This window comes from Rhodococcus sp. TAF43 (assembly GCF_052113525.1).
In the GTDB taxonomy this organism is placed as follows: domain Bacteria; phylum Actinomycetota; class Actinomycetes; order Mycobacteriales; family Mycobacteriaceae; genus Prescottella.
Window position 1 is genome coordinate 52968 of sequence record NZ_JBFRDL010000014.1, and the last position, 22178, is coordinate 75145.

The 22178-nt window shown below is 67.0% G+C and carries 22 protein-coding genes; 17 read left to right on the top strand and 5 right to left on the bottom strand.

Going from position 1 to position 22178, the window contains the following annotated elements:
• The first annotated feature begins 212 nt into the window (after nucleotides 1-212).
• From AB4Z09_RS12040 to nrdF, 5 genes are all read left to right on the top strand, one after another.
• Nucleotides 213-446, top strand: coding sequence for a redoxin NrdH (locus AB4Z09_RS12040; protein WP_114722557.1), 234 nt, complete (start codon nucleotides 213-215; stop codon nucleotides 444-446).
• Nucleotides 447-496: 50 nt separating this feature from the next.
• Nucleotides 497-955 (top strand): class Ib ribonucleoside-diphosphate reductase assembly flavoprotein NrdI, encoded by a 459-nt coding sequence (gene nrdI, locus AB4Z09_RS12045; RefSeq protein ID WP_114722556.1) that lies wholly within the window; start codon nucleotides 497-499, stop codon nucleotides 953-955.
• The gene (gene nrdE, locus AB4Z09_RS12050; RefSeq protein ID WP_442239795.1) at nucleotides 913-3099 is read left to right on the top strand and encodes a class 1b ribonucleoside-diphosphate reductase subunit alpha; all 2187 of its coding nucleotides are present in this window, start codon (nucleotides 913-915) and stop codon (nucleotides 3097-3099) included. Before nrdI ends, nrdE begins: the two co-directional genes overlap by 43 nt.
• 207 nt (nucleotides 3100-3306) lie before the next feature.
• On the top strand, nucleotides 3307-4218 hold the full coding sequence (locus AB4Z09_RS12055) for a hypothetical protein (protein ID WP_442239796.1): 912 nt from the start codon (nucleotides 3307-3309) through the stop codon (nucleotides 4216-4218).
• Nucleotides 4219-4473: 255 nt separating this feature from the next.
• On the top strand, nucleotides 4474-5475 hold the full coding sequence (nrdF, locus tag AB4Z09_RS12060) for a class 1b ribonucleoside-diphosphate reductase subunit beta (RefSeq protein ID WP_442239797.1): 1002 nt from the start codon (nucleotides 4474-4476) through the stop codon (nucleotides 5473-5475).
• A gap of 78 nt (nucleotides 5476-5553) precedes the next feature.
• On the opposite strand, the gene AB4Z09_RS12065 is transcribed toward nrdF, so the two are convergent.
• Nucleotides 5554-6042 (bottom strand): RDD family protein, encoded by a 489-nt coding sequence (locus AB4Z09_RS12065; protein ID WP_174911734.1) that lies wholly within the window; start codon nucleotides 6040-6042, stop codon nucleotides 5554-5556.
• A 144-nt stretch (nucleotides 6043-6186) separates the two neighbouring features.
• On the opposite strand from AB4Z09_RS12065, the gene AB4Z09_RS12070 reads away from it, so the two are divergent.
• The gene (locus AB4Z09_RS12070; protein WP_174911731.1) at nucleotides 6187-6573 is read left to right on the top strand and encodes a VOC family protein; all 387 of its coding nucleotides are present in this window, start codon (nucleotides 6187-6189) and stop codon (nucleotides 6571-6573) included.
• A gap of 15 nt (nucleotides 6574-6588) precedes the next feature.
• Here AB4Z09_RS12070 and AB4Z09_RS12075 read toward each other — a convergent pair whose 3' ends face one another.
• The 3 genes from AB4Z09_RS12075 to AB4Z09_RS12085 all read right to left on the bottom strand — a co-directional run bounded on the left by AB4Z09_RS12075 (nucleotide 6589) and on the right by AB4Z09_RS12085 (nucleotide 9097).
• Nucleotides 6589-7065 carry an NUDIX hydrolase gene (locus AB4Z09_RS12075; RefSeq protein WP_174911729.1) on the bottom strand — a complete coding sequence of 159 codons (477 nt, stop codon included), beginning with the start codon at nucleotides 7063-7065 and terminating at the stop codon, nucleotides 6589-6591.
• Nucleotides 7066-7072: 7 nt separating this feature from the next.
• Nucleotides 7073-8032, bottom strand: a complete 960-nt coding sequence (locus tag AB4Z09_RS12080; RefSeq protein WP_174914853.1) for an ABC transporter substrate-binding protein — start codon at nucleotides 8030-8032, stop codon at nucleotides 7073-7075.
• A 99-nt stretch (nucleotides 8033-8131) separates the two neighbouring features.
• The gene (locus tag AB4Z09_RS12085) at nucleotides 8132-9097 is read right to left on the bottom strand and encodes an ABC transporter substrate-binding protein (RefSeq protein WP_441346827.1); all 966 of its coding nucleotides are present in this window, start codon (nucleotides 9095-9097) and stop codon (nucleotides 8132-8134) included.
• Nucleotides 9098-9488: 391 nt separating this feature from the next.
• Between AB4Z09_RS12085 and ctaD the strand changes: the two genes are divergently transcribed.
• From ctaD to AB4Z09_RS12125, 8 genes are all read left to right on the top strand, one after another.
• Nucleotides 9489-11225, top strand: coding sequence for an aa3-type cytochrome oxidase subunit I (ctaD, locus tag AB4Z09_RS12090; protein WP_114722548.1), 1737 nt, complete (start codon nucleotides 9489-9491; stop codon nucleotides 11223-11225).
• A gap of 154 nt (nucleotides 11226-11379) precedes the next feature.
• Entirely contained in the window at nucleotides 11380-12603 is a 1224-nt protein-coding gene (gene serB, locus AB4Z09_RS12095; protein ID WP_174911724.1) for a phosphoserine phosphatase SerB, read from the top strand.
• Nucleotides 12600-13349: a peptidyl-tRNA hydrolase gene (locus AB4Z09_RS12100; RefSeq protein ID WP_174911721.1), complete on the top strand. Its 750-nt coding sequence runs from the start codon at nucleotides 12600-12602 to the stop codon at nucleotides 13347-13349. Before serB ends, AB4Z09_RS12100 begins: the two co-directional genes overlap by 4 nt.
• Before the next feature lie 60 nt (nucleotides 13350-13409).
• Nucleotides 13410-14240 carry an ABC transporter ATP-binding protein gene (locus AB4Z09_RS12105; protein WP_114722545.1) on the top strand — a complete coding sequence of 277 codons (831 nt, stop codon included), beginning with the start codon at nucleotides 13410-13412 and terminating at the stop codon, nucleotides 14238-14240.
• Nucleotides 14241-14295: 55 nt separating this feature from the next.
• Complete coding sequence (locus AB4Z09_RS12110; protein WP_442239798.1) at nucleotides 14296-15159, top strand: NUDIX hydrolase; 864 nt, start codon at nucleotides 14296-14298, stop codon at nucleotides 15157-15159.
• Nucleotides 15160-15169: 10 nt separating this feature from the next.
• Nucleotides 15170-15949, top strand: a complete 780-nt coding sequence (locus AB4Z09_RS12115) for an enoyl-CoA hydratase/isomerase family protein (protein WP_174911715.1) — start codon at nucleotides 15170-15172, stop codon at nucleotides 15947-15949.
• A gap of 129 nt (nucleotides 15950-16078) precedes the next feature.
• The gene (locus tag AB4Z09_RS12120; RefSeq protein ID WP_114722542.1) at nucleotides 16079-17062 is read left to right on the top strand and encodes a class I SAM-dependent methyltransferase; all 984 of its coding nucleotides are present in this window, start codon (nucleotides 16079-16081) and stop codon (nucleotides 17060-17062) included.
• Between the two features lie 17 nt (nucleotides 17063-17079).
• Entirely contained in the window at nucleotides 17080-18237 is a 1158-nt protein-coding gene (locus tag AB4Z09_RS12125) for a THUMP-like domain-containing protein (protein WP_174911712.1), read from the top strand.
• Between the two features lie 3 nt (nucleotides 18238-18240).
• On the opposite strand, the gene AB4Z09_RS12130 is transcribed toward AB4Z09_RS12125, so the two are convergent.
• Nucleotides 18241-19548, bottom strand: a complete 1308-nt coding sequence (locus AB4Z09_RS12130; protein WP_442239799.1) for an outer membrane protein assembly factor BamB family protein — start codon at nucleotides 19546-19548, stop codon at nucleotides 18241-18243.
• A 194-nt stretch (nucleotides 19549-19742) separates the two neighbouring features.
• Between AB4Z09_RS12130 and ald the strand changes: the two genes are divergently transcribed.
• The 3 genes from ald to AB4Z09_RS12145 all read left to right on the top strand — a co-directional run bounded on the left by ald (nucleotide 19743) and on the right by AB4Z09_RS12145 (nucleotide 22171).
• A complete protein-coding gene (gene ald / locus AB4Z09_RS12135; protein WP_174911707.1) occupies nucleotides 19743-20867 on the top strand; it encodes an alanine dehydrogenase in 1125 nt (374 codons plus the stop codon).
• A 123-nt stretch (nucleotides 20868-20990) separates the two neighbouring features.
• The gene (locus tag AB4Z09_RS12140; RefSeq protein WP_254622589.1) at nucleotides 20991-21338 is read left to right on the top strand and encodes a hypothetical protein; all 348 of its coding nucleotides are present in this window, start codon (nucleotides 20991-20993) and stop codon (nucleotides 21336-21338) included.
• A 53-nt stretch (nucleotides 21339-21391) separates the two neighbouring features.
• Nucleotides 21392-22171: an acyltransferase gene (locus AB4Z09_RS12145; protein ID WP_442239800.1), complete on the top strand. Its 780-nt coding sequence runs from the start codon at nucleotides 21392-21394 to the stop codon at nucleotides 22169-22171.
• Nucleotides 22172-22178: the final 7 nt, after the last annotated feature.

A 22178-nucleotide genomic window follows, 5' to 3' on the forward strand; every position in this document is an offset into this window, starting at 1 on the left:
CGCGCCGCCGGGAGGGGGTCAACCTGCGAATATCAACCGTGTCACTCACAAGATCTCGGGTTGTGCGTTTCTGTCGGCCACTAGGTGTAGTGTCTACACAGCCGAGGGGCACAACGGGAACGAAACGGATCCCGGGTCGGAAAACAGGCTCTTTTCCTCGGCATGCAGAGCACGCATCCGTAGCTCGTCAGGCCGTGGAAAGAGGGACCATCATGAGCATCACCGTCTACACCAAGCCCGCCTGCGTTCAGTGCAATGCCACCTACCGTGCCCTCGACAAGGCCGGTCTCGAATACGACATCGTCGACATCTCCGAGAACCCCGAGGCGCGCGACTACGTGATGGCCCTCGGATACCTCCAGGCCCCCGTCGTGGTGGCCGGTGACGACCACTGGTCGGGCTTCCGACCCGATCGCATCAAGACCCTCACCGCAAACGCTGCTTGAAGCGTCGCGGGGCCGGTCGAATCTCAGCTCGAGTAAGAGGGTGAACACCGATGGCATCGCTGGTGTACTTCTCCAGCGTGTCGGAGAACACACACCGATTCGTCCAGCGGCTCGGTGTCCCCGCCGCGCGCATCCCGCTCCATGACCGTGAAGGCGCGTTCGGAGTCGACGAGCCCTACGTCCTGATCCTCCCCACCTATGGGGGCGGCACGACGGCGATGGGGCGCGACACGAGTTACGTGCCCAAGCAGGTCATCCGATTCTTGAACAACAAGCACAATCGCTCGCTCATCCGCGGGGTGATTGCTGCCGGCAACACGAACTTCGGCGAGTCGTACTGCTTCGCCGGGAACGTGATCTCTCAGAAGTGTCAGGTGCCGTACCTGTACCGCTTCGAACTAATGGGAACACCAGAGGATGTCATCGCCGTGCGCGAGGGCCTCGAACAATTCATGGAGAGTGAACAGTGGCACCGACCATCACAGATTCAGCCCCGGCTGGGAGTGTAGAGCGCGCTGCGGCACGACCCGACGCGTCGGCGGGGGAGCTGGACTACCACGCGCTCAACGCGATGCTGAACCTGTACGGACCGAACGGTGAGATCCAGTTCGACAAGGACCGCGAGGCGGCTAACCAGTACTTCCTCCAGCACGTCAACCAGAACACGGTCTTCTTCCACAACCTGGACGAGAAGCTGGACTACCTGGTCAAGGAGAACTACTACGAGCCCGAGGTGCTCGACCAGTACTCCCGCGAGTTCGTGAAGTCGTTGATCGACCGTGCGTACGCGAAGAAGTTCCGCTTCCCGACGTTCCTCGGTGCCTTCAAGTACTACACCTCTTACACCCTCAAGACGTTCGACGGTAAGCGCTACCTCGAGCGTTTCGAGGACCGCGTCTGCATGGTTGCGCTCACGCTCGCCGCGGGCGACGAGACGCTCGCGACCGAGCTGGTCGACGAGATCATCGCCGGTCGCTTCCAGCCGGCCACCCCGACGTTCCTCAACTCCGGCAAGAAGCAGCGCGGCGAGCCCGTGTCGTGCTTCCTGCTGCGCATCGAGGACAACATGGAGTCGATCGGTCGTTCGATCAACTCGGCCCTGCAGCTGTCCAAGCGCGGCGGCGGAGTTGCGTTGCTGCTCAGTAACGTTCGAGAGCACGGCGCCCCGATCAAGAAGATCGAGAACCAGAGCTCCGGCGTCATCCCGATCATGAAGCTGCTCGAGGACTCGTTCTCGTACGCCAACCAGCTCGGTGCGCGTCAGGGCGCCGGCGCGGTGTACCTGCACGCCCACCATCCGGACATCTACCGGTTCCTCGACACCAAGCGTGAGAACGCGGACGAGAAGATCCGCATCAAGACGCTGTCGCTGGGCGTCGTGATCCCGGACATCACGTTCGAGCTCGCGAAGAAGAACGAGGACATGTACCTGTTCTCGCCGTACGACGTCGAGCGCATCTACGGTGTGCCGTTCGCGGACATCAACGTCAGCGAGAAGTACCACGAGATGGTCGACGACAAGCGGATCCGCAAGTCGAAGATCAAGGCGCGTGAGTTCTTCCAGACCCTCGCCGAGCTGCAGTTCGAGTCGGGCTACCCGTACATCATGTTCGAGGACACGGTGAACCGGGCGAACCCGATCGAGGGCAAGATCACGCACTCCAACCTGTGCTCGGAGATCCTGCAGGTCTCGACGCCGTCGACGTTCAACGACGACCTGTCCTACAGCCATGTCGGCAAGGACATTTCGTGCAACCTCGGCTCGCTGAACATCGCCAAGACGATGGACTCGCCGGACTTCGCGAAGACGATCGAGACGTCGATCCGCGCGCTGACCGCCGTCTCGGATCAGACCCACATCTACTCGGTGCCGTCGATCGAGCAGGGCAACAACGACTCTCACGCGATCGGCCTGGGGCAGATGAACCTGCACGGCTACCTSGCYCGCGARCGGRTCCACTACGGCTCCGAAGAGGGCGTCGACTTCACGAACATCTACTTCTACACGGTCGTGTTCCACGCGGTCCGTGCGTCGAACGAGATCGCGAAGGAACGCGGCACCCACTTCAAGGGCTTCCCGCAGTCCAAGTACGCGTCGGGTGAGTACTTCGACAAGTACACCGACCAGGTGTGGGAGCCCGCCACCGAGCGGGTGCGTGCGCTGTTCGCGGACGCCGGCGTGCACATCCCGACGCAGGACGACTGGCGTGAGCTCAAGGCGTCGGTGCAGAAGTACGGCATCTACAACCAGAACCTGCAGGCCGTCCCGCCGACCGGCTCGATCTCGTACATCAACAACTCCACCAGCTCGATCCACCCGGTGGCCGCGAAGATCGAGATCCGCAAGGAAGGCAAGATCGGTCGCGTCTACTACCCGGCGCCGTACCTGACGAACGACAACCTGGAGTACTACCAGGACGCGTAYGARATCGGSTACGAGAAGATCATCGACACCTACGCCGCGGCCACGCAGCACGTCGACCAGGGCCTGTCGCTGACGCTGTTCTTCAAGGACACCGCCAGCACGCGTGACGTCAACCGCGCGCAGATCTACGCGTGGCGCAAGGGCATCAAGACGCTGTACTACATCCGCCTGCGTCAGATGGCACTCGAGGGCACCGAGGTCGAGGGTTGCGTCTCGTGCATGTTGTAGGCGATCCCAGCTCATGGATCGGCGGCCTTCAGTGCTCTAGCCGATAGTCAATAGAAGTCTGGCCTGGTTCCGTTGGCGCGGAACCAGGCCAGATCCGACCCAAAGGGGCGGATGAATGACTTCCTCAGTCTTCATCAGCCTAGCGGATCCTCTTGAGACATTCAGTCTCGCTCCCTGACTTTGGGTCAAAGTCACACAGGAGGCCAAATGGCTACAATCACTGACCACTACGGAATCAGCGGTCCCGTGCCGTTCTGCGATGTCGACGTCGACATCGACAGCCGATTGTTTCTCGACGCATGTGCGGTTCGGATGACGGTCGGCCCGGAGCCCTACCGGTCTGAAGCGCTCCATGCTTTGGAGACGTTCTTTGAGACAATCGCACGTGCCGCGATGTCGGGTGACCCAGGCATCCGTGCTCACGCCCGCATGCTGCTGCAGCAGTTTGTGGAGCCATGGGAAACCCGATTCGGACTTGCCGCGTCAGGCTTTCGTGGGCACGGTGGCGCAGACGATGTCGGATCGGCGATCTGGGACGCACTGGTCAATGACCTTGTCGCACTCATGGGTGTTGGTGTGCTGTCGCGTGTTGAGCATCTGCCGCTCTTCGTAGAAGGAGTCGGTGACGACATCACCTCTGACGTTACAACTCGGTTGATGTTCTCTGCCCTCGCGCGGTTCACGCGTGGAGTTGTTGAGCGGTACCCCGAGTTCACGGTCGGCTCGCATGTGGTTGAACTGGTCGAACGTCAAGTATGGGATCCGGTCGGGCTTGACTGGAGTGTCGAGTTGATGGAGTTGCCCATGGTGAACGGCGAACCGCTCCTCCTGGTTCCAATCGAGTGGGCTCGCAAGAATCTTCTGATGAGTTCAGAACGGTTCTACGAGAAGACCGTGCTGGACTTCGTTCAGGCGCAGGGCGCGGTGATGTTGTCTGGTGACCGGCTGCATAAAACGCCGAAGAATGTGCTTCGCGCCAATCCGGGTGTGGGTCCAGGGGTGCGGACGAATCGAGCGGTCGCCCTGCGTGCGCTGCGCGCCGACACCGACCTGGTCGAGATGTTCGAAGGTCATGTTCGTTGGAGGCTGATCGCGGAAGGTCGGAAGTTGGCCGCGTAGCGCGTGAGAGGCGTCGCGGTACATCGGTGTATGACGTCACATGCCCGGGTTGCAGATTGCCGCCTCGGGCATGTGTCATTGCGAAAAGGCTTGGCGCAAGGAGGGTTTGGTTCCGTTCTTGGATCTACCGATTGGGTAGTGATGCGGGCGGCATGTTGTAGGGTGAGGGGGCGTTGTTGAGGCCGTCGAGCGCGAGTCTAAAGAGCGACGACCGCAGCAGTGTGCTGAAAGACTCGAACTAGTAGAGGACACGCGATGACTGCCGCTCCGCATTCACCTGCCGACGGGGCCCGGATCAAGTTGATCGACCGGGTGTCGGCGATCAACTGGAACCGCGTCCCCGACGACAAGGACGCCGAGGTGTGGGATCGCCTCACCGGCAACTTCTGGCTGCCGGAGAAGGTGCCGGTGTCCAACGACATCCAGTCGTGGGCCACTCTCACGCCGRMCGAGCAGCAGCTCACGATGCGCGTGTTCACCGGCCTGACGCTGCTCGACACCATCCAGGGCACCGTCGGTGCCGTGAGCCTGATCCCCGATGCGGTCACCCCGCACGAGGAGGCCGTGCTCACCAACATCGCGTTCATGGAGTCGGTGCACGCGAAGAGCTACTCGCAGATCTTCTCGACCCTGTGCACCACGCGCGAGATCGACGACGCGTTCCGCTGGTCGGAGGAGAACCCGAACCTGCAGCGCAAGGCGCAGATCGTCCTCGACTACTACCGCGGTGACGACCCGCTCAAGCGCAAGGTCGCCTCGACGCTGCTCGAGAGCTTCCTGTTCTACTCGGGCTTCTACCTGCCGATGTACTGGTCCTCGCGGGCCAAGCTCACCAACACGGCCGACATGATCCGCCTCATCATCCGTGACGAGGCCGTGCACGGCTACTACATCGGCTACAAGTACCAGCGCGGACTCGAGCAGCTGACCCAGGCCGAGAAGGACGATCTCAAGAACTACACGTTCGAGCTGCTGTTCGAGCTGTACGACAATGAGGTCGAGTACACGCAGGACCTGTACGACGAGGTCGGGCTCACCGAGGACGTCAAGAAGTTCCTGCGCTACAACGCCAACAAGGCGCTGATGAACCTCGGTTACGAGGGCCTGTTCCCGAAGGACGAGACGGACGTCAACCCGGCGATCCTGTCGGCGCTCTCGCCCAACGCGGACGAGAACCACGACTTCTTCTCGGGCTCCGGTTCGAGCTACGTCATCGGCAAGGCTGTCAACACCGAGGACGAGGACTGGGACTTCTAGCCCACCCGCACCACTTCGGCCGAATGTCACACCGGTTCAGTTGGACTGAACCGGTGTGACATTCGGCCGTCGGTGTTTTCAGGGAAGGGTGACGTCCCTGCGGCGGACGACGGCCGGCGAGTCGTCGTAGTCGCCCAACCACGTGCTGTCCGTGAAGGTGCCGACGACGTCGAACGCCCCGATCAGCCACCACTTCAGCAGGTAGCCGGTGGTCGGCCACTGCCCGTCGGACGGGCGGATGACACACACGCCGGCCAGTGCCTTGCCGACGGTCGTGTGGAAGATCCGCTGGGCCACGACGCGCTGCAGGAGTGACGCGAGGATCCATCCGATCGGGAGCGCGAGCGGTGCCCAATCCGACACTGCCGGAATATCGAGGCACACGATCATTCCGACGACGCCGACTGCGATGTGCAGGACGAGGTCGATGACGAAGGCGATCGCCTGACGCAGTTGGCGCGGCGACGGATACCGCGGGTCGTCCGACTCGCCGTGCTTGTCCGGAAGTTCCGTCGGCACCGGTGTCGTTCCCGGGGGCCTGGTTGCGTCGAACCCTGATGTGGTCACCGCAGAAGAGTGACGGACGCTGCCGCGAAAGGCAATGGCGAGGGCCAGGTTTCGTTCGGACCGTTGTCGCGGAGGTGAGCCGCGCCTAGTGTCGAGGTTGTAGGACCGAGCCGACGATGCCCGACGACGATCTAGGAGACGGTAATGAGTGGTCGAGTAGTGCATTTCGAGGTACCGTTCGACGACGGTGACCGGGCACGAAGTTTCTACAAGGTGGCATTCGGCTGGAACGTCACCGAGATGCCCGAGCTCGAGTACACCGGCGTGTCCACCGGGCCGGTCGAGGATTCGGGGATGCCGAACGAACCCGGGTACATCGGTGGCGGCATGTTCCGGCGCGCGGACCAGGATCCCCAGGGGCCGGTGATCACGATCGACGTCCCCGACATCGATGCCGCGCTCGCGAAGATCGAGTCGCTCGGTGGCGCGACGGTCTCGGCGAAGCAGCCCGTCGGCGAGATGGGCTTCGCCGCCTACTTCCGGGACACCGAGGGCAACGTCATGGGGTTGTGGGAGACCGCGAAAGGCTGAGGGGGAGTGACGCACTCACTCGCGGACGAACCAGGCCCGCGGGTCGTCGCCGAGCGCCTTCTCGATCCGCATCCGTGACGACTCGGTCAGGTCGGCGGGGAGGCCGTCGGGCGAGAACCAACGCACGTCGAGGTTCTCCTCGTCCGCGACGCGCGCCTCACCCGACACGGCGCGCACGAGGAAGCACACGTCGAGATAGCTGGCGATGTCGCCGTTGGGATACGTGACGGGGCCGGCGGTGTCGACGCTGGTGACACGCACCAGTTCCGCGTCCACCCCGGTTTCCTCGCGGATCTCCCGCAGGACGGCGGCGCCGGGTTTCTCGCCGGGTTCGAGGATGCCGGAGACGACGGCCCACCGGCCGTTGTCGGACCGCTGGGTGAGCAGGAGGCGACCGTCGTCGTCGATCACGACGGCGCTGACGCCCGACAGGAACAGCGGGGCGTGACCGACGTGTTCACGTAGGGCCGCAACGAATTCGGGGACCGGCATCGTCGGCCTAGCTGACGTACTCGTTGAGGCTGCGCTGCAGGTCGGTGACGACCGCCCGTGCTGCGACGAGGCCGTTGCCGTCGTTCCAGATCGCGTCGTCGACGGCGAAGACGCGCTTGTCGGTCACGGCACCGAGTTCGTGCCAGTCGTCGGACTCCATGACCGACGTTCCGTGTTCGAGCCCGCCCGGTCCGTCGAAGCTGACATAGATCAGATCGCCCTCCGCGTCGCCGAGATCGTCGATGTCCTTGGACGCCACGTCGAGTCGCTGATACGCCGGTCGCTGTACGCCGGTGTCGGCCAGGACCTGACCCGAGAAGCTGCCCGGCCCCTCGATCGCCAAGGAATCCGAACCGAACCGGACCACCGACGCCTGCGTCTGCCGGGCGTTGATCTCGGCCCCGACTCGGGCGGCATCCGCGGTGTAGGCGTCGAGAGCCTGCTGCGCGGAGATGCCGCGACCCAGCGCCTTCCCTGATGCGAGGAAGCGGTCCTTCCACTGCACCGGGTCGGCGCCGACGAACACGGTGGGTGCCACCGCCCGAAGGCGGTCGGCGAGTGCCGGATCGGCCGGTTCGGAGCCCAGGATCAGGTCGGGGGCGGCCGCCGCGATCAGGCCGACGTCGGGGGAGCCGGCCGGTCCGACGCTCGGCAGCGCCGAGACCCCGGCACCGAGGTACGACGGCTGCGGGGTTCCGGCGTCGGACGTCGCGGCACCCACGACGCGCTGCCACAGTCCCAGTGCGCATACCGAATCCATTGCGGCGCTGTCGAGTACGACGATGCGCTGCGGATCCGGGGCCCCGGGGTCGGCCGGGGTGGCCGGCGCACACGCGGCGTGGGTGTCGCGTTCGATGCCCACGACACCCGCGCCGGCGATCTTCGTCGTGGTCCGCACGATCGTGCTCGCGTCGTCGTCCGGCGTATTGCTGCAGCCGGCGAGTCCCACCAGCGTCGCGGCCGCCATCGCGGCCACGGCGGTTCGACGGACGGTGCGGACGGGCTGGGAACTGGACAATGCGACGACTTCCTGTTCGACGAGCTCGGCGGGTGCGGCCGACTCAGGTTAGCCGTTGTGCGGATCCACCCCGAATGCCTGCGCGAGGTCGTAGAGGATCTTGTGCGCGCCCTGGATGCTGACCGGCGTCATCCACATCGCGTCGTCGACCTCCACGATGCGGCCCTTCAGCGTCCCCCACAGTGGGTTCTGCAGGAAGGCCTCCGCCGCCTTCATCGACTTGCCCTCGGGATCCTCGTACGTCGCGACGAAGACGACGTCGGCGTCGGCCTCGTTGATCCGCTCGGGGCTGATCGAGTTCATGATGCTGCCGGCGTCGGCCGGGTCCGGGCCCTGGCTGTCCGGCCGGGCCAGTCCGGCGTCGGCGAGGACGATGCCGCTGAACGACGTCGTCCGGTAGAGGCGGGCGGTCGGCTCGCCGGCAAAGCGCACGACGGAGACGTCGGGGTTGTCCGCCTTGGCGTTGATCTCGTTGCCGATCGCCTTCGCCCGGGCCTCGTATTCGCCGATCTTCTGCTCGGCCAGATCCTCCTTGCCGAGAGCCTTCGCGACGAGGCGGATGTTGTCCTTCCACGTGGGGCCGGTCGACTGGGAGAACACCGTCGGGGCGAGGGCGGAGAGCGCCTCGTAGTTCTTTCCGTCGCGGACCTCGGCGGAGAGGATCAGGTCCGGCTGCAGCTGCGCGACCTTCTCGAGGCTCGCGTTGGACACCTTGCCGACCGAGGTGGCGTCGGCGGCGTACTTGTCGCGCGCGTCGCCGAGGTAGTCGGGCAGGCCCTGTCCGCGGTAGTCGACGTAGCCGACGAGAGGGGACTCGAGCAGCAGGACGGCGTCCGCGTAGCTGTTGTCGAGCGTGACGATCCGCTGCGGCTGGGCGTCGATGTCGGTCGCGCCGCGGAAGTGCTGGACGGTCCGCGGGAACTCGTCGGTCGCGGACGCCGTTGTATCGGCGGTGCTCCCGCTGGACGAGCAACCGGTGAGGGCGAGGCTGACGGCCACGCCGACTGCGGCCAGGGACGTGAGGGTGCGGCGTCGGGTCTGTGTGTGCACGGGTCGAGACTCCAAGAGGAAGGGGGTTAGGTAAGCAAAACCTTAACAACCGGGGATGTGGGGTTCCCGGTGGTCGACTTCTGTGGTGTGACGCTCGGGCGTCGGTCGACCGGCACCGACACGCCGTGACGCATCCGGCGGATGGTCCGGTGGGGGACTAAAGTCCTGCTCGCGGCTCTGTGGGCCGAGGGAACTACGGCCCGAGTACGACAGGGAGTAGGACCCGGTCCGCGGGCCCCGAAGGCACCGTCTACGATTCGATGAGCGCAAGCCAGCGAACGCCTATCTCGCCAGCCCGGGATCGGCGCTCAGAGCGGAGCCTGCGGAGCGATCAAGGGCACATTCAGGAGGATTAGTGACTGCCGTAGCGCCCCAGCCAGTCCCAGAGATAGCAGCGAGGCCTTACCCGCCACGGCAGGGACCCAAGGGCTCGTTCATTTACAAGATGATCACGACCACCGACCCCAAGGTGCTCGGGATCATGTACCTGGTGACGTCGTTCGCCTTCTTCCTCATCGGTGGCCTCATGGCCCTGCTGATGCGAACCGAACTCGCTGTTCCGGGCCTGCAGTTCCTGTCCAACGAGCAGTTCAACCAGCTGTTCACGATGCACGGCACGATCATGCTGCTGCTGTACGCGACCCCGGTCGTGTTCGGCTTCGCGAACTACATCGTTCCGCTGCAGATCGGCGCGCCCGACGTGGCGTTCCCGCGTCTGAACTCGTTCAGCTACTGGCTGTACCTGTTCGGCGCCATCATCACCACCGCCGGCTTCATCACCCCGGGTGGCGCGGCCGACTTCGGCTGGACCGCCTACACCCCGCTGACGAGCGAGCTGCACTCGCCCGGCATCGGTGCGGACCTGTGGATCCTGGGCCTCGCGGTTGCCGGTCTGGGCACCATCCTCGGTGGCGTCAACTTCATCACCACCATCGTGTGCCTGCGCGCACCGGGCATGACCATGTTCCGGATGCCGATCTTTACGTGGAACATCCTCATCACCGCCATCCTCATCCTGCTGGCGTTCCCGCTGCTCACCGCCGCGTTCATGGGCCTGTTCGTCGACCGTCACCTCGGTGGCCACATCTTCGACCCGGCAACCGGTGGCGTCCTGCTGTGGCAGCACCTGTTCTGGTTCTTCGGTCACCCCGAGGTGTACATCATCGCGCTGCCGTTCTTCGGCATCGTCTCGGAGATCTTCCCGGTCTTCTCGCGTAAGCCGATCTTCGGTTACAGCGGTCTGGTGTACGCCACGATGGCCATCGCGGCCCTGTCGATCGCCGTGTGGGCGCACCACATGTACGCGACGGGCGCCGTCCTGCTGCCGTTCTTCTCCTTCATGACGTTCCTCATCGCGGTCCCGACCGGTGTGAAGTTCTTCAACTGGATCGGAACGATGTGGAAGGGACAGTTGACGTTCGAGTCGCCGATGCTGTTCTCGGTCGGCTTCCTCGTGACCTTCCTCTTCGGTGGTCTGTCGGGCGTCCTGCTCGCAAGCCCGCCGATCGACTTCCACGTCACCGACACGTACTTCGTGATCGCGCACTTCCACTACGTGCTCTTCGGCACCATCGTGTTCGCCACCTACGCGGGTATCTACTTCTGGTTCCCGAAGATGACCGGCCGCATGATGGACGAGCGCCTCGCGAAGTGGCACTTCTGGACCACGTTCGTCGGCTTCCACTCCACCTTCCTGGTCCAGCACTGGCTCGGTGCCGAGGGCATGCCGCGTCGCTACGCGGACTACCTGCCCAGCGACGGCTTCACCACGCTGAACACGATCTCCACGATCGGCTCGTTCATCCTCGGTGCCTCGACGCTGCCGTTCCTGTGGAACGTCTTCAAGAGCTACCGGTACGGCGAGGTCGTCAAGGTCGACGACCCGTGGGGCTACGGCAACTCGCTCGAGTGGGCCACCACCTGCCCGCCGCCGCGCCACAACTTCACCGAGCTGCCCCGGATCCGTTCGGAGCGTCCGGCGTTCGAGCTGCACTACCCGCACATGGTCGAGCGCCTGCGCGACGAGGCTCATGTCGGTATCGGACACGGCGGCAAGCACGCCACCGCGGTCCTGGAAGACAGCAAGTCCTAGCGGACCGGAAGGTCCCTGCTCTGCCGGAAGGCCCCGCCCGATCCCCGATGTCGAGGGAGCTGGCGGGGCCTTTCCCGTGCCGCCACCTCGACTTGGCAGAATGGGGGCCGGATTTCTTTGTACGTAGTTCGAGCCCAAACGAACGGAGTTCTCGGTGGGTGCGTCAGACGCCACTGTTCTGGTGACGGTTACAGGTCCGGACAGGCCCGGCGTCACGTCGGTGCTCTTCGGGGCACTGTCCCGCCACGATGTGAGCCTGCTCGATGTCGAGCAGGTGGTGATCCGCGGTCGCCTCACGCTCGGCGTGCTGGTCCTGTGTCCCGCCGACCCGGAAGCCCTCCAGGAGGAGCTCGAGGAGGCGATGGACACGGTCGGCATGAACGTCGATGTCGAGATCGGCGCCGACGCGGCGAGCCGTCAGGTGTCGACCCACGCGGTCGTCGTGCTCGGCAGCCCGGTCAGCGCCCGGGCGTTCCGTTCGTTGTCGCGTGAGCTGGCACGGCAGGGCGCCAACATCGACTCCATCCGCGGTGTCGCCGACTATCCGGTCACCGGCCTCGAGCTGATGGTTACCGCGTCGGGCACCGGCGTCGAGGCGGACGCGCAGCTGCGTGCCGGCCTGGCCGAGGTCGCGGCCGGTGAGAACGTCGACGTCGCCGTCGAGCGCGGCGGGCTCGCCCGGCGCGCCAAGCGGCTCATCGTGTTCGATGTCGACTCGACGCTCGTGCAGGGTGAGGTCATCGAGATGCTCGCGGCGCGGGCCGGTGTCGAGGACGAGGTCCGCGCGGTCACCGAGTCGGCAATGCGCGGCGAGATCGACTTCACCGAGTCCCTGCACCAGCGCGTCGCGACCCTCGCCGGACTCGACGCGTCGGTCATCGACGACGTCGCCGCCGATCTGCAGCTCACGCCCGGTGCGCGGACCACGATCCGGACGCTGCGGCGCCTCGGCTACCACTGCGGTGTCGTGTCGGGTGGTTTCCGTCAGGTGATCGAGGGCCTCGCGCACGAGCTCGAGCTCGACTTCGTCCAGGCCAACACCCTCGAGATCGTCGACGGCAAGCTCACCGGGCGTGTGGTCGGCGACATCGTCGACCGCGCCGCGAAGGCGGTCGCGCTGCGCAAGTTCGCCGCCGAGGTCGGGGTGCCGATGGAGCAGACCGTCGCGGTCGGCGACGGCGCCAACGACATCGACATGCTGACCGCGGCCGGTCTGGGTGTGGCGTTCAACGCCAAGCCGGCGCTGCGCGAGGTCGCGGACACCGCGCTGTCGCATCCGTTCCTCGATGCGGTGCTGTTCGTGCTCGGCGTGACCCGCGACGAGGTCGAGGCCGCCGACGCGGTGGACGGTGTCGTGCGGCGCGTGCCGATCGCATGACCCTGACCGGGGACGGTTTCGCGGCACGCCACGCCGTGCTGGCCGCCGGATACGGCAACCGCCCGGATCCGGCCGATCCGGCTCAGGTGCTGGCGATGCCGATCGTGCTGCACATCCCGAAGATCGAACCGCCCGCGCGGAGCGCGCTGCTCGCCGCGGCCGCCTCCGCGACCGTCGCGTTGTGTCTCGACGAGCGTGTCGGGCCGGACGCCGGCGGCGAGCCGGGGCCGTGGCAGCACGCGGTCCGGGAGTGGACCGACGCCCGCATCCGCAAGGTGGCCCGCCGCGCCCGCGGAGCCCAGTGGCTCGCGGCGTGCGACGTCGACGGCGTCACCGTCGACGTGGACGGCGCGCAGGCCCGCGCGCTCGTCCCGGGGCGGGTGGGCGACCTCGATCCGCGGATCAAGAAGCTGCAGATCGGCGGCACCGACCTGGACCACGACGAGCCGGGACCGGTCGACCCGGCACTGCCGACGCTGTGGATCGACGCGTCCCTCGAGATGACGGTCGGCAAGGCCGCCGCCCAGGTGGGGCACGCGTCGATGATCCTGGCGGGTGCCATGCCCGTCGACCGCGTGCGGCAGTGGGCGGCAGACGGATTCCGCTGCGCCGTCCGGGACGCCGACCCGCGGTCGTGGGCCGCGCTGTGTGACGAAGTCGGCAGGGGTGCCGCTGTGGCGGTGCGGGATGCGGGGTTCACCGAGGTGGCACCCGGTTCGATGACGGTGATCGCCCCGATTCCCTGATCCCCAGGGCGACACGCAGGTCCGGGTCCAGTCGATGCGGCCGCAACCGAGTACGGGAAGATGGTCGCTGTGTCGGAACCAGATCCTGATCTCCTCATCGATTTCGAAGACGTCCTGATTCGCCGTGGCGGAGCGACCCTCGTCGGCCCGGTCTCCTGGCAAGTGGAGTTGGACGAGAAGTGGGTCGTGCTCGGCCCCAACGGCGCCGGCAAGACGTCGCTGCTGCGCATGGCCGCCGCCGAGGTCCACCCGACCGCCGGCGTGGCCCGACTGTTCGGCGAGACGTTCGGCAAGGTCGACATCACCGAGCTGCGGCCACGGATCGGGCTGTCGTCGTCGGCGCTCGCGCATCGGGTTCCGGCCGACGAGATCGTGAGCGATCTGGTGGTGTCGGCCGGTTACTCGGTGCTCGGACGCTGGCGGGAACGCTACGAGGACATGGACACCGAGCGGGCCGTCGAGATGCTCGAGAGTCTCGGCGCCGAGCATCTCGCGACCCGCACCTACGGGACGCTGTCCGAGGGTGAACGCAAGCGCGTGCTGATCGCTCGTGCGCTCATGACCGACCCCGAACTGTTGCTCCTCGACGAGCCTGCCGCGGGCCTCGACCTCGGTGGCCGTGAGGAACTCGTCGCGCGCCTCGGTGACCTGGCCGCGGACCCGGATTCGCCGGCGACGGTGCTCATCACCCATCACGTCGAGGAGATCCCGCCGGGCTTCACGCACGCGATGCTGCTCTCGGAGGGCCGCGTGGTCTCGCAGGGCCTGCTCGACGACGTCATCACGGCCGAGAACCTGAGCGAGGCTTTCAGCCAGGCGATCACCCTCGACCGCGTCGACGGCCGATTCTTCGCCCGCCGCACGCGGCATCCCGGCCTGCACCGGGCCTGACACGCGGACCGGACCGGTGGTGAGGCGTTCGTCACTCGGGGCGTAGGTTCCGGATATGGGAACTTCTCGAGAGTCGGGCGCCGCTTCCGTCGGCGCCGTCGCACCGGATACCACCGCACCGGACACCACCGTCCCGGCGCCGAAGGACGCGTCCACCGTGATGCTCGTGCGCGACGGCGACGCGGGCGTCGAGGTCTTCCTGCTGCGGCGTGTGGCGGGGATGGCATTCGCGGGCGGTATGACGGTGTTTCCCGGCGGCGGCGTGGATCCGTCCGACGGGGACGCCGACGTCCGCTGGGCCGGTCCGCCGCTGTCGTGGTGGGCCGAGAGGTTCGGCGTCGACGATGCCCGTGCCAAGGCCCTCGTGTGCGCGGCGGTTCGTGAGACGTTCGAGGAGTGCGGCGTGCTGCTGGCCGGCCCCACCGTCGACACCGTCGTCGCCGACACCACCGGGTACGCGCGGGCGCGTCGCCAGCTCGAGTCGCGGGAGCTGTCGTTCGCGGACTTCCTCGCGCGCGAGAACCTGGTCCTGCGAACGGATCTGCTGCGCCCGTGGGCCAACTGGATCACCCCCGTCCAGGAGGGGCGCCGGTACGACACGCGCTTCTTCGTCGCGGTGCTCCCGGAGGGGCAGTTGGCGGACGGTGACACGTCGGAGGCCGCGGAGGTCTCGTGGCGGACTCCGGCTGCGGCCGTCGACGACTGGCGTGAGCGTCGCAGTGTCCTGTTGCCGCCCACGTGGAGTCAGCTCGCCGCGCTCGGCCGGTTCGACGGCGTCGACGCGATTCTGGCTGCGGAGCCGGAGATCTCGCCGATCCTGCCCGAGCTGAGCTTCGTGGACGGCAAGCCGCGGGTGGCCTTCCCCGGCGACGAGGGGTACTACGACACCGGGGCGTTGCCCTGGGGCGCCGACCAGTAGCCTCAGTCACATGGCTGAGTTTGTGACCCTCGAGGTTTCCGAAGGTATCGGTACGATCCGTCTGGCGCGCCCCCCGATGAACGCGCTGAACCGTCAGGTGCAGGAAGAGATTCGGGCCGCGGCCCGGCAGGCCACCGTCGATCCGGAGGTCAAGGCTGTCATCGTCTACGGCGGTGAGAAGGTGTTCGCCGCGGGCGCCGACATCAAGGAGATGGCGGAGCTCGACTTCGTGCAGATGAGCGAGATCATCGCCGACCTGCAGTCGGCGCTCGGTGCGATCGCCGACATCCCGAAGCCGACCGTCGCCGCCATCACCGGCTACGCGCTGGGCGGCGGCCTCGAGGTCGCGCTGGGTGCGGATCGCCGCATCGCCGGCGACAACGTCAAGCTCGGTGTCCCGGAGATCCTGCTGGGCGTCATTCCCGGCGGTGGCGGCACGCAGCGCCTCGCCCGCCTGGTGGGCCCGGCGAAGGCCAAGGACATGGTGTTCACGGGCCGCTTCGTCGGCGCCGAGGAGGCCCTGCAGATCGGCCTGATCGACGAGATGGTCGCTCCCGACGAGGTGTACAACGCCGCCCGCAAGTGGGCGTCGCAGTTCACCGGCGCCGCGAGCCGCGCGATCGCCGCCGCGAAGGCCGCGATCGATCAGGGCCTCGACACCGACCTGGCGACCGGCCTGAAGATCGAGCAGCACCTGTTCGCGTCGCTGTTCGCGACCGCGGACCGCACCATCGGCATGGAGTCGTTCGTCGAGAACGGCCCCGGCAAGGCGAAGTTCACCGGCAAGTAGAGCTCACCGCGATTTGCGCACTTGTCGGCGTTTCCGGTCGTCCGGAACCGCGGCAAGTGCGCAAATCGGGCCCCCCGAGGCCCAAAACTAGAACTTGTTCATTCCTTACCATTGGGTAGGATTCGCTGCATGACTGCTAGCCCGAACGACGGGATCGATCCCGCGCCGAACCCGCACGCAACCGCCGAAGAGGTCGAGGCTGCGTTGAAGGACACGAAGCTCGCCCAGGTCCTGTACCACGATTGGGAAGCGGAGACCTACGACGACAAGTGGTCCATCTCGTACGACGAGCGTTGCATCGAGTACGCGCGGGGCCGGTTCGACGCCGTCGCGGGCGATCAGCCGCTGCCGTACGAGCGGGCGCTGGAACTGGGCTGCGGAACGGGCTTCTTCCTGCTCAACCTCATGCAGGGCGGCGTCGCGAAGACCGGTTCGGTCACCGACCTGTCCCCGGGCATGGTCAAGGTCGCGATGCGCAACGCGGAGCACCTCGGGCTGCCCGTCGACGGCCGCGTCGCCGATGCCGAGACCATCCCGTACGAGGACGACACCTTCGACCTCGTCGTCGGCCATGCGGTCCTGCACCACATCCCGGACGTCGAGCAGTCGCTGCGCGAGGTGCTGCGCGTGCTCAAGCCGGGCGGCCGGTTCGTCTTCGCCGGCGAGCCCAGCACCATCGGCAACTTCTACGCCCGCTGGCTCGGGCGCGCGACGTGGGCTGCGACCACGAACGTCACCAAGCTGCCGTTCCTGTCCGACTGGCGTCGTCCGCAGGCCGAGCTCGACGAGTCGTCCCGTGCCGCCGCGCTCGAGGCCGTCGTCGACCTGCACACGTTCGATCCCACCGACCTCGAGAACATCGCGAAGTCGGCCGGCGCCGTCGAGGTGAAGGCCAAGACGGAGGAGTTCGCCGCCGCGCTGCTCGGCTGGCCGGTCCGCACCTTCGAGGCCGCCGTGCCGCCGGAGAAGCTGGGCTGGGGCTGGGCCAGGTTCGCGTTCGGTGGTTTCAAGTCGCTGAGCTGGCTGGACGACAAGGTGCTCCAGCACGTGGTTCCGCGCAATTTCTTCTACAACGTGATGATCACCGGCGTGAAGCCGGGCGCCACCGACTGAACTGAGCCGAACGAGCTTTGGGATACGACTTCACGACCGACGACGTCGGATACCTGCGCAGCGCGGACGGCATCGCGGCGCTGGCGGAGACGGCGGAATCGGAGCTGTCGACGCGTACGCGACTGGCCGACATCGGCCGGGCGCGTGCGCGTTTCGGTGACCGCGCGGCACTGCTGATCGAGACGGTGCTGCTGCGGCGCAAGGCGCAGGCCAAGCTGGACGGTGCCGAGTCCTGGCTGTTCACCGACGACGCGTTGCAGCAGGCGACGCCGATCGTGGTGGCGCGGCACCGCGGCGTCCGGCTCGCGGGCCGCCGCGTCCACGACGTCACCTGCTCGATCGGTGCCGAGCTTTCGGCGCTGGTTCCGGTGGCGGACACCGTGATCGGCAGCGATCTCGACCCCGTCCGGTTGGCGATGGCGGCCCACAATGTTCCCGGCGCGACACTCGTGCGCGCCGACGCGCTACGACCCTGTACCCGCGACACCGTCGTGATCGCCGACCCCGCACGACGTTCCGGCGGTAGGCGCACACACGACCCGGCGGCCCTGATGCCGCCGCTGCCGGACCTGCTCGACGTCTACGCCGGGCGTGATCTCGCGGTGAAGTGCGCCCCGGGCCTCGACTTCGACCGGCTCGACTGGGACGGCGAGGTGGAGGTGGTCTCGCTCGACGGCGGGGTGCGCGAGGCGTGCCTGTGGTCGCCGGGGCTGGCAGGCCCAGGCGTGCGGCGCCGGGCGAGCGTGCTGCGTTCGGACGGGACGACCTGGGAGATCACCGACGCCGAGCCCGACGACATCCCGGAGCGCGAACCGGGGGAGTGGATCATCGACCCGGACGGAGCCGTCGTGCGGTCCGGCCTGGTGCGCCACTACGCGGCCCGGCACGGGTTGTGGCAGCTGGATCCGCGGATCGCCTACCTGACCGGCGACAGCGTGCCCGACGGCGTGCGCGGTTTCCGGATACTGGCGCGGCTCAAGTACACCGAGAAGGCGCTGCGGCAGGAACTGGCCGCGCGCGACTGCGGGTCGGCGGAGATCCTGGTCCGTGGTCTCGACATCGATCCGGCGGTGCTGCGGCCGCGCCTGAAACTGCGCGGCACCACGCCGATGTCGGTGGTACTCACCAGGATCGGCCGGACGCCCGTCGCTTTCGTGTGTGCCGCGCGGGACTGACGCCTACTTCAGGACGAACAGTTCCCCGATCAGGGTCGGGGTGAGCACCTCGCCGTCCGGTCCGATCGAGGTACCGACGGTGAACCCGGTGGCCCCGGGCAGGGGGTCCTGGTCGAGCGTTTCGCCGGTCTCGGTGTCGAACGTCAGCAGTGCGAGTCCGGCGTCGCCGTCCCGGACGACGGTGTATCCGGTGGTGCCGGCGGTCTGCGCGGGCACGCCGAGCTGCAGCAGATCGGCTCGCTCCCACACCAGTTCGGCGTGGTCGCCGCGATCGCGCACCGCCAGCAGCCGACCCTTCTCCGCGCCGGCAGGAATGATCAGTCCGCCGGCGGACGTGGACGGGGTGCCCAGGGCCGGGTAGCCGACGTCGTAGCTCCACCGCGGTTCACCGGTCTCGGCGTCGACGGCCCACAGGTGCCCGGCATTGTCGTTGGTGTACACGGTCTTTCCGTCCGCGGACAGGTTCGGGCCGCCGGCGGGGCCGCCCGGCAGGGTGCCGGTCGACCAGTCCTCGACGATCCTCGGATCGTCACCTCCGGTGTAGCGCATCGCGACCAGGTCGGCCTGTGGGGCGAAGGGGCGCCAGAATGTGAACACGAAGCGACCGTTGTCCAGATCGATCGCCGGCGTGTTCGCGACCGGGCACTGTTGCCCGCCGGCGAGGCACCCGTCGAGGCCCTGGTCGTTCGGAACGGGCTCGACGTTGGCGCCCTGCGTGTACGACGCCGGCGGGATCAGGTCGTACGACGGCGCCACCTTGAAGCCGGTCTGCGGATCGAGGACGTTGATCTGGCCGAGCTGCGTGATGAACAGCAGGTTGCCGTCGCCGGTGAACTGGGCGGACCGCGGAGTGCCGGACACCGGTGTACGCCAGCGCAACTGGCCGCGCTCGTTGAACGAGCTCATCGCGCCCTCGTCGCCGATGTAGATGTTGGTGGCGGCGTCCACCACGGGAGTCGAGGTCGCGGCGCCCGGGCCGATCCGGGTGCACCAGCGCTTGCGGCCGGTGTCGATCTGGAACGAGAGGAGGTTGCAGCCCTCGTCGGTGCGTGCGGTGAGGAAGACCTGTCCGTTCGCCGCCACCGAGGCGTTCGTGGGGGTGGGGCCGCCGATCGGGCGGGACCACTGGAAGTCGAGCGACCGGGATCCCGTCACCGGGCTCGTGTTGCTGCTCCGCGCATCGGCGTGCATTCCCGGCCATCCGCCCGCACCGAAGACGTCCGCGGTGCCGGAATCCCCGCCGCATCCTGCGAGGAGGAGGGCCGAGATCGCCGTCAGCGCCGCCGCCGACGACCGTAGGGCACGCCGCATTACATCTCCTTGGGTAGGGATCTGCTCGGACCAGAGATTATCCCGGCTGCGATGTGCGGTCGCCGAACCGCCCCGGCGCATTTCGTGGGACCCTCGATGAAGGTCCCACGATCCGCGCTTCGATCCCGCCCGATCCGCAGCGCGTCGGGACCCGGCAGTTCCGTGACCCGGCAGGTCCGCGCGGAGGAGGCATCATGAGAATTGGTGTGCCGAAGGAGATCAAGAGCGGTGAGCTGCGGGTCGCGTTGACCCCGCTCTCGGTCACCGAACTGCGTGCGCAGGGACACGACGTCGTCGTCGAGCGTGGGGCGGGCGACGGTTCGTCGATGTCCGACGGTGAGTTCGTCGCCGCGGGGGCCCGGATCGTCGATCACGCCGAAGACGTCTGGGCCGAGGCCGACCTGATCGTGAAGGTCAAGGAGCCGCTCGCGCCGGAGTTCGAACTGATGCGACGGGGGCAGGTGCTGTTCACCTACCTGCATCTCGCGGCGTCGCTCGAGTGCACCGAGGCGTTGCTGTCGAGTGGCGTCACCGCGATCGCGTACGAGACGGTCGAACGCGCCGACGGCTCGCTCCCGCTGCTGGCACCGATGAGCGAGGTTGCCGGCCGCCTCGCCACGCAGGTCGGGGCGCACGCGCTGCAATCCACCGCGGGCGGCTGCGGACGCGGCATCCTGCTCGGCGGGGTGCCCGGCGTTCCACCTGCCGGTGTCGTGGTCATCGGCGCCGGGAGCGCCGGGACCCACGCCACGGCGGTCGCGGTGGGGATGGGCGCACGGGTGACCGTGTTCGACCGCGACGTCGAGCGCCTACGCGCGCTGCACGCCCGCTTCGGGGCCCGTATCTCGACCGTCGTGTCGACCCGGACGGAACTCGAGCGGACGCTGGTCGACGCGGATCTGGTGATCGGCGCCGTGCTGGTGCACGGTGCCCGCGCGCCGCGGTTGGTCTCGTCCGAGCAGGTGTCCCGGATGCTGCCGGGCAGTGTGCTGGTGGACATCGCGATCGATCAGGGCGGGTGCTTCGAGGATTCGCGTCCCACGACCCACGACCAACCCACCTATATGGTTCACAATTCTATTATTTATGCGGTTCCCAATATGCCGAGCATTGTTCCCCATACGTCCACCCGCGCGTTGGTAAACGTTACGTTGCCGTTTGTCTCGGTGATCGCGGAAAAGGGTTGGCGCGGGGCGATGCGCGCCGACCGTGCGCTGGCGATGGGATTGAATGCCTGGTCGGGTCAGGTGACGCACGCGCCGGTGGCGCTGGCGCACGCGTTGCCGTACGTCTCGGTCGAGACCGCACTGTGTGGCTGATCCCGACTGAATTGTCCTGTTGGAGTGAACGCCATGGATGTAATTCGTCGGGGAAACTATCGTTGCCGATCGTTTATCGAAATCCGCTGCGACACGCGGCGAGGAATTGTGTCTAATAGATCCATGCAGCCGGGAACGCGGACAGAATCCGAAGCGGTCACAGTCGACCCCGGTCCTGGGGTCTCCGATATCGACAACCACCTCCTCGGATCGCCGTCCGCGGGCCGTGTCGTCACCTCGATGCTCGTCGCCGGCATCGCCGGCGCGATCGGGTTGGTGATGGCGTCGGTGGTCGCGATGCTCGTCACCGCACTCGGTGGGGCGCTGGTGGCGTATGCGGTCGCGCACGACGACGACTGGGTCCGGGCGTCGCGTCGTCGGCGCACCCGGCGGCGTCAGGTGTGGGTCAAGCCGCGCTGGAGTGGTCACTCGTGGGGCGGCCACAGCGTGAGCAGGCACGCCGCCCTCTGACCGGACGGGGCACGTGACGGGGCGCACAGTGGCGGTCCGTAGGCTTACGTGTCATGACGAGCATGTGGGGCGCACCGTTGCGCTCGAGGTGGCGTGGATCCCGACGTCGGGACAGTGAGCAGGCACGTTTCCTGACGCCGGCCTCGCTGAAGTGGGTCATCGCGAACAAGGCGTACACACCGTGGTACCTGGTTCGCTACTACCGTCTGGCGAAGTTCAAACTCGCCAACCCGCACATCATCACGCGCGGCATGGTGTTCCTCGGCAAGAACGTGGAGATCCACTCGACGCCGGGACTCTCCCGCCTGGAGATCGGCAAGTGGGTGCACATCGGTGACGGCAACGCCCTGCGCTGCCACGAGGGATCCCTGCGGATCGGCGACAAGGTCGTCTTCGGCAAGGACAACGTCGTCAACACGTACCTCRACATCGAGATCGGTGCGTCGACCCTCGTCGCGGACTGGTGCTACATCTGCGACTTCGACCACCGGATGGACGACGTGAACGTCCCGATCAAGGATCAGGGCATCGTCAAGGGACCGGTGCGCATCGGACCGGACACGTGGATCGCCGCGAAGGTCACGGTCCTGCGGAACACGCGCGTCGGCCGCGGCTGCGTGCTGGGCGCGCACGCCGTCGTCAAGGGCGAGATCCCCGACTTCAGCATCGCCGTCGGCTCGCCCGCCAAGGCGGTCAAGAACCGTCGCGTCGACTGGGAGGCCGGCGCCGCGGAGCGGGCGAAGTACATCGCCGCGCTCGAGGACATCGCCCGCAAGAAGACCATGAACGGCGCCGCCGCCGTCAACGGGAACGGCGCCGGCGCCTCACAGTGAGTGGGCT

Bases quoted from the DNA above. Each gene is read 5' to 3' on its own strand.
- AB4Z09_RS12100 (WP_174911721.1), top strand. From the start codon at position 12,600: ATGACCCTGACCGGGGACGGTTTCGCGGCACGCCACGCCGTGCTGGCC.
- AB4Z09_RS12110 (WP_442239798.1), top strand. From the start codon at position 14,296: ATGGGAACTTCTCGAGAGTCGGGCGCCGCTTCCGTCGGCGCCGTCGCA.
- AB4Z09_RS12075 (WP_174911729.1), bottom strand. From the start codon at position 7,065: ATGCCGGTCCCCGAATTCGTTGCGGCCCTACGTGAACACGTCGGTCAC.
- AB4Z09_RS12105 (WP_114722545.1), top strand. From the start codon at position 13,410: ATGGTCGCTGTGTCGGAACCAGATCCTGATCTCCTCATCGATTTCGAA.
- nrdI (WP_114722556.1), top strand. From the start codon at position 497: ATGGCATCGCTGGTGTACTTCTCCAGCGTGTCGGAGAACACACACCGA.
- AB4Z09_RS12070 (WP_174911731.1), top strand. From the start codon at position 6,187: ATGAGTGGTCGAGTAGTGCATTTCGAGGTACCGTTCGACGACGGTGAC.
- AB4Z09_RS12055 (WP_442239796.1), top strand. From the start codon at position 3,307: ATGGCTACAATCACTGACCACTACGGAATCAGCGGTCCCGTGCCGTTC.
- AB4Z09_RS12115 (WP_174911715.1), top strand. From the start codon at position 15,170: ATGGCTGAGTTTGTGACCCTCGAGGTTTCCGAAGGTATCGGTACGATC.
- AB4Z09_RS12140 (WP_254622589.1), top strand. From the start codon at position 20,991: ATGCAGCCGGGAACGCGGACAGAATCCGAAGCGGTCACAGTCGACCCC.
- AB4Z09_RS12120 (WP_114722542.1), top strand. From the start codon at position 16,079: ATGACTGCTAGCCCGAACGACGGGATCGATCCCGCGCCGAACCCGCAC.
- ald (WP_174911707.1), top strand. From the start codon at position 19,743: ATGAGAATTGGTGTGCCGAAGGAGATCAAGAGCGGTGAGCTGCGGGTC.
- AB4Z09_RS12040 (WP_114722557.1), top strand. From the start codon at position 213: ATGAGCATCACCGTCTACACCAAGCCCGCCTGCGTTCAGTGCAATGCC.
- AB4Z09_RS12130 (WP_442239799.1), bottom strand. From the start codon at position 19,548: ATGCGGCGTGCCCTACGGTCGTCGGCGGCGGCGCTGACGGCGATCTCG.
- AB4Z09_RS12080 (WP_174914853.1), bottom strand. From the start codon at position 8,032: ATGGCGGCCGCGACGCTGGTGGGACTCGCCGGCTGCAGCAATACGCCG.